The sequence below is a fragment of the Robbsia sp. KACC 23696 genome (assembly GCF_039852015.1).
Taxonomy (GTDB): domain Bacteria; phylum Pseudomonadota; class Gammaproteobacteria; order Burkholderiales; family Burkholderiaceae; genus Robbsia.
The window spans coordinates 464,872-481,643 of sequence record NZ_CP156626.1; the positions used below are offsets into that span (position 1 = coordinate 464,872).

General features: G+C 60.9%; 12 protein-coding genes. 10 read left to right on the plus strand and 2 right to left on the minus strand.

From position 1 onward, the window contains the following. Positions 1–83 precede the first annotated feature (83 nt). From ABEG21_RS01845 to ABEG21_RS01880, 8 genes are all read left to right on the plus strand, one after another. Positions 84–2,975, plus strand: coding sequence for a hypothetical protein (locus ABEG21_RS01845; protein WP_347555589.1), 2,892 nt, complete (start codon positions 84–86; stop codon positions 2,973–2,975). Between the two features lie 262 nt (positions 2,976–3,237). Next, positions 3,238–3,693, plus strand: coding sequence for a phage tail protein (locus ABEG21_RS01850; protein ID WP_347555590.1), 456 nt, complete (start codon positions 3,238–3,240; stop codon positions 3,691–3,693). 114 nt (positions 3,694–3,807) lie between these two features. Beyond that, positions 3,808–4,962, plus strand: a complete 1,155-nt coding sequence (locus ABEG21_RS01855; RefSeq protein WP_347555591.1) for a phage tail sheath C-terminal domain-containing protein — start codon at positions 3,808–3,810, stop codon at positions 4,960–4,962. A 138-nt stretch (positions 4,963–5,100) separates the two neighbouring features. Beyond that, positions 5,101–5,556, plus strand: coding sequence for a phage tail protein (locus ABEG21_RS01860; protein WP_347555592.1), 456 nt, complete (start codon positions 5,101–5,103; stop codon positions 5,554–5,556). A gap of 152 nt (positions 5,557–5,708) precedes the next feature. Next, entirely contained in the window at positions 5,709–6,827 is a 1,119-nt protein-coding gene (locus ABEG21_RS01865) for a phage tail sheath C-terminal domain-containing protein (protein ID WP_347555593.1), read from the plus strand. A 165-nt stretch (positions 6,828–6,992) separates the two neighbouring features. Next, positions 6,993–9,260 (plus strand): ATP-binding protein, encoded by a 2,268-nt coding sequence (locus ABEG21_RS01870; RefSeq protein WP_347555594.1) that lies wholly within the window; start codon positions 6,993–6,995, stop codon positions 9,258–9,260. A 102-nt stretch (positions 9,261–9,362) separates the two neighbouring features. Next, the gene (locus ABEG21_RS01875; protein WP_347555595.1) at positions 9,363–10,613 is read left to right on the plus strand and encodes a Pvc16 family protein; all 1,251 of its coding nucleotides are present in this window, start codon (positions 9,363–9,365) and stop codon (positions 10,611–10,613) included. Continuing rightward, positions 10,610–11,278: a Pvc16 family protein gene (locus tag ABEG21_RS01880; protein ID WP_347555596.1), complete on the plus strand. Its 669-nt coding sequence runs from the start codon at positions 10,610–10,612 to the stop codon at positions 11,276–11,278. Before ABEG21_RS01875 ends, ABEG21_RS01880 begins: the two co-directional genes overlap by 4 nt. A 72-nt stretch (positions 11,279–11,350) precedes the next feature. On the opposite strand, the gene ABEG21_RS01885 is transcribed toward ABEG21_RS01880, so the two are convergent. Then, on the minus strand, positions 11,351–12,235 hold the full coding sequence (locus tag ABEG21_RS01885) for a lipid A biosynthesis lauroyl acyltransferase (protein ID WP_347556578.1): 885 nt from the start codon (positions 12,233–12,235) through the stop codon (positions 11,351–11,353). A gap of 318 nt (positions 12,236–12,553) precedes the next feature. Between ABEG21_RS01885 and metK the strand changes: the two genes are divergently transcribed. After that, positions 12,554–13,726: a methionine adenosyltransferase gene (gene metK, locus ABEG21_RS01890; RefSeq protein ID WP_347555597.1), complete on the plus strand. Its 1,173-nt coding sequence runs from the start codon at positions 12,554–12,556 to the stop codon at positions 13,724–13,726. A gap of 185 nt (positions 13,727–13,911) precedes the next feature. On the opposite strand, the gene ABEG21_RS01895 is transcribed toward metK, so the two are convergent. Further along, positions 13,912–15,243, minus strand: coding sequence for an amino acid permease (locus ABEG21_RS01895; protein ID WP_347556579.1), 1,332 nt, complete (start codon positions 15,241–15,243; stop codon positions 13,912–13,914). 454 nt (positions 15,244–15,697) lie between these two features. On the opposite strand from ABEG21_RS01895, the gene ABEG21_RS01900 reads away from it, so the two are divergent. Further along, the gene (locus ABEG21_RS01900; RefSeq protein WP_347555598.1) at positions 15,698–16,684 is read left to right on the plus strand and encodes a hypothetical protein; all 987 of its coding nucleotides are present in this window, start codon (positions 15,698–15,700) and stop codon (positions 16,682–16,684) included. The last annotated feature ends 88 nt before the right edge of the window (positions 16,685–16,772 follow it).

Sequence of the window (16,772 nt, forward strand, 5' to 3'; positions counted from 1 at the left end):
CGATCGGTCAGAGCGTCGTCTGTGTCGTAGTGGGGCGAGAACCTTCCCGATACATTGGCGGTGTGCCAACCGGGGAGCAGGCCATGCATGATCTCGTGACGAAGGGGGGCCTGACATCGGGCGCCGCCCGTCTGTCTGCCGACGCGACGACGCGGTTGCCACATTCGGCGCTGTGCGAACGCCACGCCGTCTACCCGATGCGTCTGGAGCGCGTGACGCGGCAATGGGACGGCGCCGTCAGGACAGCTGCGCAGCGGCGCTGGAGTGTGGCGCCGCCCGTGGCGACCTTGCTCGCGCGCAGTCGGCGCACCGCGCGTCTCGAAGACCGCGATGCCATGTCGCCGCCGACCGCCATGCCAGTCGATGAGGTGGTCTCGGAAGTCGCGCCGGGCGCGTGGTCGATTCGCACCGAATACACGCTGGCGCAGGCACTCCGCGCGCTCGGCAGTTGTCGTGCGCCGTTCACACAGGCCAGCCAGATTGTCGACGAGTTGTTTTCCGTTGCGACCCACCCGCGCTATACGGTGGAGCAACGCGTGTTGCTGCGTCGCGCCGCCATGATCATCGATCAGTTGGCGGCGCTGGCATCACAGGTGTTCCTGATGCAAAGCGTCTGCAATCTCTTTCGGATCGTCGCCGATATTCTCGATGGCAATCCGCTAAGCGGAAGTGATGCAATGGACGTGAACACCTTGGGCCGATATGTGATTTCGCTGAAACGCGCGGACACGCCGCGACCGGTTCTCGGACGCGGGCTTTCGACGCGTCAGGGGAAGCCGGGCAGTGCCGATATCGGCGGCGCGATCGGCGCGCGGCATCCAGGAGGAAAGACGTCGGCCGATCTGTCCAAAGGGCAAGGGATCGGGGGCAAGGGCGCGTCTGACGGAGTTGCGGAAGCGGCTGCAGAGGGCGACACGCAGCCCGACGAGACGGACGCCCTCATGGTGCCCGGGCCTGCGCGGACGACGCTGGAGATGCACTATGGCGGCGTCGACGATCCGCTCGCCGACGCCCCGCCGGAAGCGCATGCCTACCTGCCATCGCGCGTGCCGGAGGACCGGGCGATGCCGTCGGCGGAGGACGCCGCGATCCGGGACATCGTTGCTGGCGTGGCGCCTGCGCGCGTGCAATGGACGCGCGTGCAGACGGTGCCGATTCGCCGCAATGCGCGAATGAAAACGCATTGGGAGCCTTTTGCGCTATCGGACTATCGCGTTGCCGATATCGACGTGCGCGATCGGGCGCAGGGAGAGGTCTTCGTCGTCGATGGCCAACGCTACCTTCGTCTTGAAGGCTATGCGCTTGCCGTACGTGAATTCCAATCCGGGGCCCTCTGGATCGTCGATCATCGCCTGGCAACGGACGGCACCTCCTTGCCCGGCGATCGCTATCCGCCGCTGCCGTTACGACGAAACGGCAATCGGTGGGAACGGGAGCAGCCGTCTGTGAAACACGCGACGCCAGGCGCGCCGGCAGTCGCGGGCCAGGATGGATTTTTCCGCTATCTGAATCGCAAATTCGTCGCGCTGGGCGAGGATCGGGTCGAGGTGTCGCGTGCGGTGATCGATGGCGAGCACGCGCTGGCGGGGCTGGCGCACGCGATACACGAGCCGATGCCGGGCGGGAACGCCATGCAGATCATCCAGCTCGCCGATGGAAGCCATTGGATCGAGGGCGGCCTTGGCTACTACCGGCTGCGTTTCGATCTGGCGGTTCACGAATTCTATGTCACCGATGCCGATGCCAATGCTCGACAGCCGGCAAGCCGGGTACTCGTCGACTTCGATATACAGCGACGCAAATGGGGCGTGTTGGAGATTCGCGAAGGTGGCGCCGCGGTGGACGGTCTCGCGCTCGATGATCCGATGCCCTTGGCCGCCGCGTCGGTCGCCGTCGATGCACCGGCTTCCCGCGATGCGCACGTCCCCGAGGCCGGTTTAGGTCACGCGTCGATCGACGAGGCGCTCGCCCTTTTCCATGAGGCGGTCAACGGGGCCGACAGGGCACACGCGGACGCGTTCGACGACTTGGGCGTCGCGGCCGACGATGGTTTCAGTCCCGAGGCGGACCTGGGCCCGTCGCAAGGCCGACAGCACGAAAATCCCGGATCAATGGTCGGCCTGCCTGCATTCGATTCGGACAAGACCGGACTCGATCGAGAATTCGCGCTGTTCGCGCACTACGCGCGGAACCTGAAGCACTTCGCGTTCTTCTTCACGGCCCAACCGGCGCCTCTCGTACTGCAGCGGCGTGCCTTGCGCCACCGCCTGACGGCCGCCTTCAATGGCTTGGAAGCCACGGCGATGGTGGCGGTGAACCGGATGCCCCCCTCCATTCGACAAAAGCTGACGCCGGCGGTGCTGAGCTTGCGGCGCCGGGTCCTCGGCCTCTATCCGCCGGAGCGGCTATGGCGAGAGATGACCGTGCAGGAGAAACAGTACGAGGTCGGACTGATGATCCGACAGGCATATCGTCAGACGCGCTCGGAAATGTGGCCTTGCCTGCAAGGGTATTGCAATGAGATAGCCGACCTGTTGCTGCATGCGTTGACGACGGGGAATGCAAAGCTCAGACGTAATCTGCTGCAGATCGCGCTGCGTGACGAGGACGGCATTCGCGGCAGCCATGTCATGGTGGCCTACGCCGACGAACCGGCTGCCTTCGAGGTACTGGCCGATCTTTCCGAGAGGGACCTTCGCGCGCAGCGCACGGCGCCGACGCTCGACGAAGCGACCTTCTGCGAATGGCTGCTACAAAATCGCGACAATGTGCTGCTGATCGACGCCTGGTCTACGCACAAGATCGTGGACCTGACCGCGGCGAAGTCCGTCGCGGACGTTCGAGGCGAACTATTGCCGAACTTGATGGAAGCCGGGTTCGATGTGTATGGCTCACCGCGATTCACCGTGCGCGCCTTGCTGCCGGAACGACCAGTGCGCACACTGCCTTCGCTGCCTCCCTCCTTTATCGCCTGAGCGCGGTCGACGCAGTGTCTCGTCCGTCGACGACCTGCCTTATAACTTCCGGTCAGCTTATGGCGCCCTCTCGATTTCGATATTGTTATCCCGTGCCCTCCAGCCTGTGGGGCGAGCGGAAACAGCGCTTTTGGCGGGGTGCGTCGTGCCTGGACGTATCGGGCCGGGAGAAAGACACGGGTCGACATGAATCCGGCTCGATGCGCCGTATCGTTATGCCCCGTATGTCCGGGGAATGGAAGCGAAATATAGGAGAGGAAGGATGAGCACAAGCGTACAGGACATCGAAAACCACTATCCGATTCCGTTGTACCGCTTCAAGGTAACGGTGGGGGATCTGGGCGATATGGCCTTCGCGGCCATATCCGGGCTTGAACTGGCCTTCGATACGATCGAATACCGGGATGGAACCGGTGGATGGTTTCGGATGCCGGGGCAGCGGCAGACGATCAATTTGACGCTGCGCCGCGGTCTGTTCAAAGGCGATAAGAAGCTCTATGACTGGATCAATAGCATCACATTGAATCGCGTCGAGAAGCGGGATATTTCGGTCAGCCTGACGAATGAAACCGGCACCGAGGTGCTGGTGTCGTGGAATGTGGCCAATGCCTTCCCGACGAAGCTCAGTGCGCCGGGCTTCGATGCGACGAGCAACGAGATCGCCGTTGCCGAGCTGTCATTGATGGCGGACCGCGTGACGGTACAGGTTGCTGCGTGATGTCGAGACGGAATACGGTGCGTCAATCGCCGGTTGCGCGTTTGAAAAGCGCCTGATTTGGCAGATCGGTGGCACCCAGTCCTTGTGCATTCCTTGAACAGAGAGAGTATAAGCATGAAAAATTATGTGACGCCCGGCGTCTACGTGGAAGAAGTGAAGGCGCTGTCCTTGTCGATAGCGAGCGGCGATTCCGCTATTCCGGTGATTGCTGCAGCGGACGATGATTTCGCAATGATGGAAAAAGGGGACGCAGTCCTGCATTTCGAAATCGCCTCCTGGCTCGACGTCACGAATCGCGTCCTGACTGTGGCGCGCGCCGACGCAACGGCAAAAGATCCGATCAGAAATCCGCGCGAGGGCGTGACCGACGCGGCAGAACCGCCCGATCCATTGGCGGGGCTCGACACGAATCTGGGGCGTGCGCTGAAGGCCTATTTCATCAACGGTGGCGGTCGGGCTTACGTCTGTAAATCGGGTTCGCTCACCGCCGTGGTACCGCTGTTGTCCGATGTGACGCTACTGGTCGACGCAGGGACCAGCCTGCCCGCCACCACGGTCACCGCGATATGTACGGCGGAGAGCGGGATCTTCGGCGTGCTGGACGCACAGAAAGTTGCCTTTTCCGGCAGCAATGGCAGTGCGCTGCAAGCAAGCACGGCATCGGAATACGTTGCCACGTACTATCCCTGGCTGAAGGACGGCGACAAGGATGTTCCCCCCAGCGCGGTGATGGCGGGCATCTACGTAAAGTCCGATACGGAGCGCGGTGTCTGGCAGGCGCCGGCGAATATCGCCGTGCAGGGTGCGCAGGTCGAAAGCTATATGTCCGACGCGCATCACGGTGTGTTGAACGATCTCGCGGCACCGATCAATGTGATCCGTAAGGAGCGGGACGGTCCGCCGAAAGTATGGGGCGCCCGAACGGCAAAAAAAGCATCTCCTTTCCGATATATACAGGTACGCCGCCTGTTCAATAGCTTGGAGCGGGACATCCGCCGATCGATGAAGCGTGCGGTATTCGAGCCGAATACCTCGGCGACGTGGGAGACGGTACGTTCGGCAATCGACAACTATCTCTATTCGATCTGGCGCCAAGGCGGCCTGGTGGGCGCGAAGCCCGAAGAAGCGTACCGCGTGTTGATCGGCAGGGATGTCACGATGACCGCGGAGGACATCGAAGCAGGGAGCTTGGTTGCCGAGGTGGCGGTCGCACCGGTCCGTCCGGCGGAGTTCGTCGTCATCCGCTTTAGCGAGAAGATGCAGGGGTAGCAGGCAAGGTGGTGCGGGCGATGCATATCGGCAATTACCGTATTTAGTAAGCACTGCGAATAGTGTAGTTGTATCGCGTATCGACATTTTTATGAATAACCCAGCCAGGCAGGCTGGTTAATAGACGAGGGAAAAGGCATGAGCGCAACACCAGAAGACATCGAAAATCAATATCCCATCCCGCTGTACCGCTTCAAGGTGACGGTCGAGGGCCTCGGCGACATGGCCTTCGCCGCTGTGTCGGGGCTGGAGCTGGCATTCGACACGATCGAATATCGCGACGGCACGGGCGGCTGGTTCCGGATGCCGGGCCAACGGCAGACGATCAATATGACCTTGCGCCGCGGCTTGTTCAAGGGCGACAAGAAGCTCTACGAGTGGATTAACAGCATCACGCTGAATCGGGTCGAGAAGCGGGATATTTCGGTCAGCCTGACGAACGAGACAGGCACCGACGTGTTGGTGACGTGGAATGTGGCGAATGCCTTCCCGACCAAACTCAGCGCGCCGGGCTTCGATGCGACGAGCAACGAGATTGCCGTGGCGGAATTGTCCTTGATGGCGGACCGCCTGACCGTGCAGGTTGCGGCATGACACGTTGCCGATAGGGATCGACGGGGGCAAGGCCAAACGCTTGCGCGGTGGTGCAGCGCGGCGGCGCCCTAGGGCAGCCCCGAGGAATTTGAGATGCACGTCGTGCCTGGCCAGGGGCGCGAACTTACCGGACAGAGGGAAAGGATATGAGTGTGAGTTATCAGAACAAGGCGCCCGGCGTCTATGTGGAAGAAACGAAGAGCCTGTCGTTATCGGTGACGAGCGGGGATACGGCCGTCCCGGTGTTTGCTGCCACGACGGCCGATTACGGCACGCTGAAGTCGGCAGCCGATTATGTCGAGCTCGATTCCTGGCTTGCGGTTACCACGCGCGTCGCCGAGAACAGCAGGACGACGACGCTGTATCTCGCCCTTGCCGCCTATTTCACGAATGGCGGCGGACGATGCTACGTCTGCCCGGTCGGCAAGTTGGATGCCGTGGTGCCCACGCTTTCGGATGTGACCTTACTGGTACAGGCCGGGGTGACGTCCACCGCTGCACCGGGTAAGGAACATCTGTCTTCTACCACGGTGACCACGCTGTGCGGCAGGGCATTCGGCATCTTCGGTTTGCTGGACACGCCCAGCGGCGCGAGTGCGCTGGGGGCAGACGCCAAGATCGACCCTGCCTTGACGATCTTCGGGGAGAGCGCGCTCAAAAATGAAAACGTCGCGTTCTACTTTCCGTGGTTCAAGGCGGGTGCGTCCGCGGTGCCGCCCAGCGCCGTGATGGCCGGTATCTATGCGCAGGTCGATGCGGAGCGCGGCGTGTGGAAGGCGCCTGCGAATGTCGCGGTACAGGGCCTGACACTGGCGACCAATGTCAGCGATGCCGATCAAGGCAAATTGAACAGCCATTCCTCGCCGGTGAACGTCGTTCGACAGTTCGGTAGCGATGCTCCCATGGTGTGGGGGGCGCGGACGGCCGATCTCGATTCCTTGTTCAAATACATTCCGGTGCGGCGTCTTTTCAATGCGCTGGAACGCGACATCAAGAAGGCCATGAAGTTGGTGGTCTTCGAGCCGAACACCTCTGCGACATGGGAAAAAGTACGTTCGGCGATCGATCACTACCTGTATGAAATCTGGCGCCAGGGCGGCCTGTCGGGAACAAAGCCGGAAGAAGCCTATCGGATTCTGATCGGACGAGATGTGACGATGCGCGCTGAAGACATCGAGAACGGCAAGCTGATCGCGGAGGTAGCAGTAGCGCCCTCGCGTCCGGCGGAATTCATCATCTTGCGGTTCAGTGAAAAGATGGAAAAAGCATAAGTCGGCACCTGGGCGATAGGCGGCGCCGCGGCCAGCTTCGTCCGTGTGCCTGCGCGCGCGTCTGCCTTTGCGCGCCGCGAGGCGTCCGCGCGCGGAGCACGTCTGTCGCTGCGATCCGCGGGGTGCCCGCCCGAAAAAATTGAAACCGCAATAGGAAGCAAGGCAATGGCCGACCAACAACGCAATACGCAGAGTGGCGCGGGGAGCGGCGGATCTTTCGGCGCAAACCGCGCGCATGCCGCAGCGCTGCCGCAACATGGCGGCGGTGATGCGGACAGCCGATCGAGGGACGTAGCAGGCGAGGCATCGGGGATAACGTCACCGGAACGCATCACAAGCTTGCTGCGTTTCATCGAGCCGCTGGATCTGCTATTGCAACAAGCCGTTCATCGCGTAGACGCCACGCCCGACGACAAGCTGGGCTTGCGAACGCTGGTGCTACCGCCCGACGTCGTCGATCGACAACTGGGCCAACTGATCGGCTCGCCGTTTTGGGCACGGCAGGGCAGCGTCGAGAGCGCTGTTTCGCGAGACGCAGGGTGTGGCGCGGCGATGTCGGCGGCGGATGTGGCCTTGCTCGACGTAGCCAGCCCGCTGGGACAACTGGTCAGCCGTTTCGGACTCGATGCATTGCAGGTCAATCTGCTCCTGCTGAGTGCCATGCCGCTGATCGACCGCCGCTACGCGGCGTTGTTCAGTTTCGCGCAACAGGATAAGCCGAATCTGGAATGGCCGACGTTGGATCTCGCGTTCACGCTGCTGGGCATCGAAGGCGAGTCACGCATTCTCGCCCGTGCCGCGTTAGGGCCGGATGCGCCGATTTTCGCGCAGCAACTCGTTGTCGGAAGCTCGCCGAAAACGGCTGCCTGGGCTGTCGAGTTACGCTGCGACCCAGCGGTGTTCGCTTTTCTTATCGGAGGCGGATCCACATGGCAAGATCCCGCGGCGCAATGGCTGGACCCAGCGCGCTATGCCTACGACCCCGTCTTTCATGGTGCCTTGGTCGAGCGAATGTCGGTCGCGATGCGGGCGGCCGATGCGAGAGGGCAAAGTAGCCCGATCCTCGTGTTTCGCGGCGACACGCACGAGGACGCTTGCGCGGCCTGGGTCGAGGCGGCCGATCGCGCCGCGCGCAAGGTGCTCGCATTGGATTGCGAGCTGTTGCCCGACGGCGATCTCGATCTCGTGCGACTCATCAAACAATGCTGTCGGGAGGGCGCCATGCGGGGGGCGTGGCTGTGGGTTCGGAACGCCGACTTGCTGGAGGCGCGAAAGCCGGGCAATTGGCATTACGTCGCGCAGGGTTTGGAGCACTACCTCGGGCCGCTCGCGCTTTCTTTGTCGGCCAGCGACGGTTTGGTGTGGCTCGGCCAGCGTTCACATCGGCTCGAAAAGCTGCCGGAGGCGAACGTGGCGGAGACGGCCGGCATGTTGGCACGCACCATTGCCGCGGAAATAGAGGGCGACCCGATTTCCGCCGATGCCTGCGTGTCATTGGCCGCGCGCTTCAGGCTGTCGCCCCAGACGGCCAGACCCGCGGTGCGAGAGGCGCTGTTGTATCAAGCCTGCGAGGGCGGTGAAATGCCACTGACCGCCGAGGCTTTGCGGCACGCCTTCGCGCTGCGTTCGCAACGGCATTTCGGCAAGCTCGCGCAGCGTATCGTTCCGCGCCTCGGTTTGTCGGATGTGATGCTTTCGGCGGACGTTCGACAAAGAGTCAACGAGTTGTTGGCGGCCGTTCGGCAGCGCGAGGTCGCGCTCGAGCGCGGCTTCGCGCAGAAAGTCGGACGTGCCACCGGGATTGCGGCGATGTTCCATGGCGGGTCTGGCACCGGCAAGACCCTGACGGCCGAGGCGCTGGCACACCATCTCGGGGTCGATCTGGTCAAAGTCGATCTGTCGACCGTCGTCAACAAATTCATTGGCGAGACCGAAAAGAACCTGTCCCGCATTTTCGATTTGGCGAGTGCGGACGCAGGCGTGCTTTTCTTCGACGAGGCGGATGCGCTCTTCGGCAAGCGGTCTGAAACCAAGGATGCACATGATCGTCACGCCAATATTGAGGTTTCCTATCTATTGCAACGGATGGAGAGCTTCCCGGGATTGATCGTGATGTCGACAAATCATCCTGACCATCTGGACGAGGCGTTTTCCAGGCGAATTGCATTCATGATCGAGTTCAAGCATCCCGATCGCGATACGCGGCGCCGGCTGTGGTCTTCGGCCTGGCCGGAGGGCGTGGCGCTGGCGGCCGACCTCTCGTTCGACGAGTTGGCCGATATTTCGGATCTGGCGGGCGGCAATATCAAGAATGTCGCCTTGTTATCTGCATGGATGTCGATGGAGGCGGGTGCGGCTGCCGTGAGCCGCGATGCCGTCTTCACCGCCATTGCCCGAGAGTTCGAAAAACTTGGACGTTTGTGGTTTCGATAGCGCATTCATGGCCGGCTTGTCGCGGAAATGGGATGTGCTCCGGTGGCGCCTTTGTCGATCTCGACCAGCGCGAACGGTTAAAGAAAAGGAAGGGTTTACATAATGGCAATTGAAACAGCAGACCCGCTCTTGGGCCTATCGTCGAAACTGCTGTCGCGCGTCAGTTATCTTCTCGCCGAGCGGCTGACCACACGGATTGACGACCAACTGCAGCCGGAAAAGCGGGGCGCGAGCACCGTGCGTGCGCTCGGTGACGTCAGTCCCGGCATTAAATATACGTTCGAGATTCCAAGCGATCAGGCAAAAGGAAAGGCGACCCTGATCAGTTTGTTTTTGTATGACGTTCACGAAGACAATGCGTTGCGCCATAGCGCCATGCCGCAATGGCGCGCGCAGAACCCGGCGTCGGCCGGAAAGCGGCCTATCCGTTTGTGCTATCTGATCACGTGCTGGTTCGGCGGCAAAGACGACGACAGGTCGTCGGAAGAAGACGAACGTTATGCGATGCGTATCAGCGATGCCTTGCTGAGTGCCTTGATCAGTCTGCGGGGCGAGCCGTTGATACCGGGCGCCTACTGCCGCTTATTGCCGCCGTCTGAAAAGCTGTTCAGCCTTGGACAGTTTTGGCAGGCATTGGACGATTCCCGGCCGCGCCTGACCTTGGGGCTGACCATTACCGTACCGTATGCCCCGCCGAAGCGCGCCAACGATGCCGAACCGCCGATCAAAATCGCGGAAAACAACACGATGCTGCACCTGCGTCCCGTCGCCAACGGAAAACTTTCGGCACTGGACGACGATGCCGAGCGCATTGTCCGTCTGTTGCAGGTCGTCGCGAGGGCGCCGCAGGGCGTGGGCGCCCGGGCCAACCTGCGCGATGCGGAATTACAGTTGATGGACGCGTTATCGAAAGAGGCAAAACGCTGGCGCGATCCGAAAGTCCAGGCCGGCCTGCTTTCCCTGCTTTCCATTCCGATGGAAGCGACGAGCGCATTCGCTGAATTAGCTGCGCAGCTTTCCGCGCGCGCGGCGTCGATACAGTGGCGAAGCGGCTCTGACAAAGCGGGGGCGCTGCCGGCGGATCAGGCGATCGGCTTGGCGTTGACGCGGCGCCAGCGCGGCAGCGGCGTGTCGGTTGCCGATGCGGTCGTGGCGCTCGACCGGCTCGCGGAAAAGAAATGGCTGCTGTGGCAGCAAGGGCAGCCGCCCGTAGGAAATGGAAAGCGGCCGATGTCGATCAACGACATGCTGGCGCTTGCTGGGATGTTCGGCTGCGTTGCATTGGCGTATAGGCTCAAGCAGCCCATCCTCGACCTAGATTCGCGCACGGGTGCTCAGGAGGAGAGGCAATGACCATCAACGTCGAAGGGCAGGCGTTATCGACCGTCACGAAGGCGGTGGAAAACATCATCAAAGAGGGGCTGGGCGACGCTAAGATCGTGTGTGAGCAAGAGAGCTGCGTGACATTTCGCGTTCCCCGGAAAACCGATAAACAGAAAGTCAGTGTCTTTCTCTACGACGTGCATGAGGATCTGGATGTGCGAATTGGCGCTGCGAGGGAAGTAGAGGACCGGACCGGCGCCTGGAAGCCATTGCGAATGTTCCTGCGTTTCTCCTACTTGATCACGTGTTGGCGAAAAGACCAGGAAGGCGAACCGGAAACCGCCGATTTATCGATGGCAAGGAGCGCGGCCGCGGAATCCCCTGCCTTCAGGCTGCCGCAGGTCGTACTCGATGCGATGCTTCGGAATCGAACCTTGAAGGACGTGCCAGGCGCTTTTTGCCGGGTCTTGCCGCCATCGGAGAACCTCGACGCGCTAGGACAGTTCTGGCAGGCCCTCAAAGGCAATAATCCGCGATTGTGCATGAGCTATGCCGTTACCGTGCCGGTCGAGGTCCCCGTACCGGCCAAGGCGGAGCCGGTTTGGACGATTGTCGACAGTAAGGGTACCGTCGACCAACCCCCGTCGCTCGATGCGTGGGAGTCCGCGCGGCGCCGGCCTAAATCAACTGGGTAACTGCGGCGTAACGCCGCCGCGCCGAGTGCCGGCCAAGTCGGGGATGGCCCGGATTGATGGCCGGCCCATGCTTCAATAGAATCCTGGCTCGCCGGGCGGCCGCGTCTTGAAGCGCTTGTGCACCCAGTAATATTGTTCGGGCAGCAAGCGAATATGTTCTTCCAAAAACGCATTCATCCTGCGCGCATCGGCGACTTCGTCCCCAATGGGATAGTTTTCCCACGGGGCGAAAACCCGCAGCCGGTATCCGCGGTAGTTCGGTAGTACCTCGCAGATGATGGGAAGCACTTGCGCCCGGCCGGCAATCGCCATCCGGGCGACGCTGGTCAGGGTGCAGGTTTCGACGCCGAAAAACGGCACGAAGGCCGAGTTCCGCTCGCCATAGTCCATATCGGCACCCAGCATCACCGGTTTCCGCGCGCGGAGCATTCTCATGACCGCGCGGGCGCTGTCCGCGCGCGACACCATTTCTGCGTCGAAACGTCCACGTGCCTCTTTCGCGATACGGTCGACCTCAGGGTTCGATAACGGCTGATAGAGCGCGCCGCAGGGACGTTTCAGCACGTGGTTCATGAAAATCGACCCCGCCTCGATTCCCACGAAATGCATGGCGAGCAAGATCGTCGGCGGCATGTCCGGGTCGCTCAAGTCCACGGCGCTGTCGACTTGAAACAACTTTTCGAGTTTCCGGGCGCTGCCGAACCACTGAACGCTCCGTTCGACATAGCTTCGAATGGCGTGCTGGAACGTTTGCCGCGCCACTTCTTCACGGCGCGCATTGTCCCATTCCGGGAAGCACAGTTTCAGATTGATATGGACGATACGACGCCGCCGGCTCGGGATCATGTACAACAGTGCGCCCAGTCCAGCGCCGAATCGCGCGACCAGGCCGTACGGCAGTATGGCGAGAAACCGGAGTAATCCGATGGCAAGAGAGGTGCCCAGACGTGTAAACATGGTGGCGTAATTGGTAAACCCTCCGGTGCGTGGGGTTGTCAGGACCACCGGAACGAGCGCAGAAAAAACAAAGTCGCTATAATAACCGTTATACCTTCTTCGCCGAGTTAACGGACAACTTGCGGGGCGAAGGCGGTCCACCGGGGCAGGCATCTGTACGTCGCCAGCGCCGAGGATCGCGAAAAAAACCGCTAAAGCGTCGCCGCTTTGCAGCCTCCCTGAGGTGCTTGTCACCTCAAAAAAGCGAATGAGTCGGCTACGTGACGTGCCAAATGTCCTCTCGTAACCGATTAATGTTCCGCAAGGGAGTGTTGCAAAGTGTCAAACGATTATCTGTTTACTTCCGAGTCTGTTTCCGAAGGCCATCCCGACAAAGTCGCCGACCAGATTTCCGACGCGATTCTTGACGGCATCCTGGCCCAGGACAAATATGCGCGTGTCGCTGCCGAAACGCTGTGCAATACCGGTTTGGTGGTCTTGGCCGGTGAAATCACGACGACGGCGAATATCGACTATATCCAGATCGCCCGCGATACGATTCGGAGAATCGGTTACGACAATACCGACTTCGGCATCGACTACAAGGGTTGCGCGGTATTGGTCGCGTACGACAAGCAGTCGCCGGATATCGCCCAAGGCGTGGACCGCGCGCACGACAACAATCTCGACCAAGGCGCCGGTGACCAGGGCCTGATGTTCGGCTATGCCTGCGACGAAACGCCCGAATTGATGCCGCTGCCGATCTACCTGTCGCATCGCCTCGTCGAGCGTCAGGCGGATCTGCGTCGCGACGGCCGTTTGAACTGGCTGCGCCCGGATGCGAAGTCGCAGGTCACGGTTCGCTACGTCGATGGCAAGCCGCACTCGATCGACACCGTCGTGTTGTCGACCCAACACTCGCCGGACATCGAGCTGGGTCGCCTGCGTGAAGCCGTGATCGAGGAAATCATCAAGCCGGTGATGCCGAAGGAACTGATCAAGGGCGACATCAAGTTCCTGGTCAACCCGACGGGCCGTTTCGTGATTGGTGGCCCGCAAGGCGATTGCGGCCTGACCGGCCGTAAGATCATCGTCGACACCTACGGTGGTGCGGCGCCGCACGGTGGCGGCGCGTTCTCCGGTAAGGATCCGTCGAAGGTCGACCGTTCGGCAGCGTATGCCGGCCGCTATGTGGCCAAGAACATCGTGGCCGCAGGCCTGGCATCGAAGGCGCTGATCCAGGTCTCCTACGCAATCGGCGTGGCCGAGCCGACGTCCGTGATGGTGAATACGTTCGGCACGGGCAAAGTGGCCGATGACGTCATCACGAAGCTGGTTCGTGAGCATTTCGACCTGCGCCCGAAGGGTATCGTGAAGATGCTCGATCTGCTGCGCCCGATCTATGAAAAGACCGCTGCGTATGGCCACTTCGGCCGCGAAGAGCCGGAGTTCACCTGGGAAGCGACGGACAAGGCTGCTGTGTTGGCGGACGCCGCCGGCATCAAGCGCTAAATCCCGATAGGCGAAGGATAAGCCTTTATCCTTCGTCGGATCCCGCTTCGCCCAAGATGTCTACGGCGAGGATGCGCGACCGAACGCGCCATGCAGGGCCTCGTGCTCAACATGGCGCGTTTTGCTTTTTTGGCTCGGACGCGAGCCCCCCAGGCCGCCGCATGCGCGGCGGGTTCATCGCGATATCACGTGCTGCCGATATGAGCCCGCGTGCGGGCATAGCCGAAATAGACGATCAGGCCGACCGTCACCCACACGGCAAATGCGATCCAGGTCAGTGCCTGTAACTGTGCGAGAAGAAACAGGCACATCGCGATTGAGACTGCCGGAATCCCAGGCACGCTGGGGCAGCGGAAACCGCGGGGAAGATCCTTGTGGGTACGTCGCATCACGATGACGCACGCCGAGACCATGCCGAAAGCCGTCAATGTACCGAAATTGACCAGTTCCGCGAGTTTCTGCAACGGCACGAGGGCTCCAATTAGACCGAACACGAGGCCAACGAGCCAAGTCGCCAGATAAGGGGTCTTGAAGCGCGGATGGACCTTTGACAGAGCAGGGGGCAACAGCCCGTCGCGCGACATGGCGAACAGCAGCCGGGTCTGTCCATAGGCCATCACGAGCATCACCGTCAGCATGCCGACGACGGCTGCCAAGTCGATGCAGCCGGCCATCCAATAGACGCCCACTTGTTGGAACGACAGCGATACCGGGTGCGTGATGCCCGCGAAATCCCGCCACGGTGTGATCCCGGTCAACACGATCGTCACGCCGATATACAAGATCGTGCAGACCAATAGCGAGCCGATGATGCCGATCGGCAAATCCCGTTTCGGCTCCTTGACTTCTTCCGAAGCCCCGCTGACCGCATCGAATCCGATATAGGCGAAGAACATGATCGCGGCAGCCTGGAATACGCCGCCCAGCCCCATCGGAAGAAAAGGCTGCCAGTTTTCCGGGCGAACATAGAACGCACCGACGCCAATCACGAGCAGCACGACGCCGATCTTGACGGCGACCATGACGTTATTGACCTTTGACGTACTGTGGATGCCGATCGCCAGCAGGGACGTGATCACCATGACCACCAGAAACGCGGGGAGGTTGATCAGCGTTGCGACGCCAGGGATGGATCCGGGCGCTGCTTGCAGTGCAATGGGTAACACGACGCCGAATCCATTCAATAGCGATTGGAAGTAGCCCGACCACCCGATGGAAACGGCTGAGACTGCGAGCCCATACTCCAATGCCAGAATCCACCCCATCAACCAGGCGGCCAGCTCACCGATCGCAATATACGTGTAGGTGTAGATCGAGCCGGCGATGGGGATCGAAGAAGCGAACTCCGCATACGACAAAGCGGCCAAGCCGCAAGCGATTGCCGCGACGACAAACGACAGACTGAGGCCTGGGCCTGCCATCATCGCGCCCGTACCGGTCAATACAAATATTCCCGTGCCGACGATGGCGCCGATGCCCAGCATGACAAGATCCAGCGCGCCGAGCGATCGGGCCAGTGCGGGCTGCGTCGAGTCACTAGTGGCCTGATGTCTTAGAGCCCATTCAAGCGGTTTGGTTCGGAGTAACTGGGAAAGAAAATGCATTGCCCTCGCCTGTAGTGTATGACGCGGTTATCCGAGGATCGGCGATGCCCGGGGATGTCACTATAGTTTGCATTACATACTATAGTTTGCGGTGTGTCGCCTGAGAAAGATACCTGCTGCCATCCGAATCGCGTCGGGTAGGAGAACAAAAAATTGATTGTTAAGTAAATACAGCGTTGCGGCTGCCCTATTCGCAAAGATAAATTGCTTCATTAATATTTAGTCCATACGGCTAGCTGTCCGATTTCGTTTGATTTGCGTATCGTTGGGCATCACGTCACATACAGCGTGACGTCAAGGAGGCGCAGTGGGTTGTCAAAATTCGGGTTCGGATAGCAGGTGTGGCTCGTGTGATGCGTGCGCGGCGGTGAACGATTGGCGCCAGGGCGGCGACCCTGGTGCTTTGGAGGAACAAGCGCGGCTTGCATGGCAGCGTGCGGGTATGGGAAGCGGCACCGGTGATGATCTAAGCGCATTCTGCGCGATGTTGGCGCGTATTGCGGACTTTCTGAGAGCGGCTGAAGTCATACAGGAAAGTTGCCCGTCCTTATACCTGGAGGACACGATGTGGCGGCTCTCGCAAGCAACGTGGCGATTGGGGGTGCCAAGTCCCCTGCTCGAGCCGGACGAAATAGTGGAGGTGGAAAGAATCCTCAATGACGACGTTATACGGTCGGTCGAGACGATCACTCTGGCGGCGACCAATGCGCGTAAGAGCGCGGTGAAAGGTTGGACAAAAGGTCGGGCCCAGATCGAGGCGGTCGAATCGCTCCGTGGCGCCATTCACGAAGACAGGGACGCCGTGGTGTCGCCCCTTCGCCGGTACCGGCTCAGACTAGGTGAGGTCAGGTCAGTCGCGAAGGCGCAAGATAGTCGATCATCGCGTGCGGCGAAATTGATGAAAAGCCGTTCGGCGCCGTCGAAAAACGTTCCCGCTTCCACCTCGATGCGTCCCTCGACGTCTCGTGAGGCACGGCGAAAGGAGCTGGCGTCGTTCGCAAGCGGATATGACCCTCTTGACAGCCGTGTCGCCAGCCACGTGCGGGACGAGGAGGTTTCGGGGCGCGGCTACGAAGCAGATATCACTAGCCGGATCGGTAGCTTGGTGACGGCGTCGAGCGGTTTCGATTCGTACTCGGGCGGAGCGATCGGGATAGAAAGCGAGGCACGAAATTATCCAAGGCTCGCTTTTGGATTCGGCAGTCGTGGTGGTCGGGACATGTTCTCGGAGCCGAGCATTCCGGTGGAAAACGTATTCTCTGAGCCGGTCAGAATGGCTGAAAGATTCGGCGAAAACGTCTATGCACAGAGCAGTTTCGACACGCGCGAAGCCGGCGCGAGGATCCGTCACTGAGGGGCACGCGCTCCGAGGGATGGATGTATCGTACGGCGCATATTTGCGCAGCGTCACGTAGTGGGTTTTATCGGGGGCGTGACGCGAA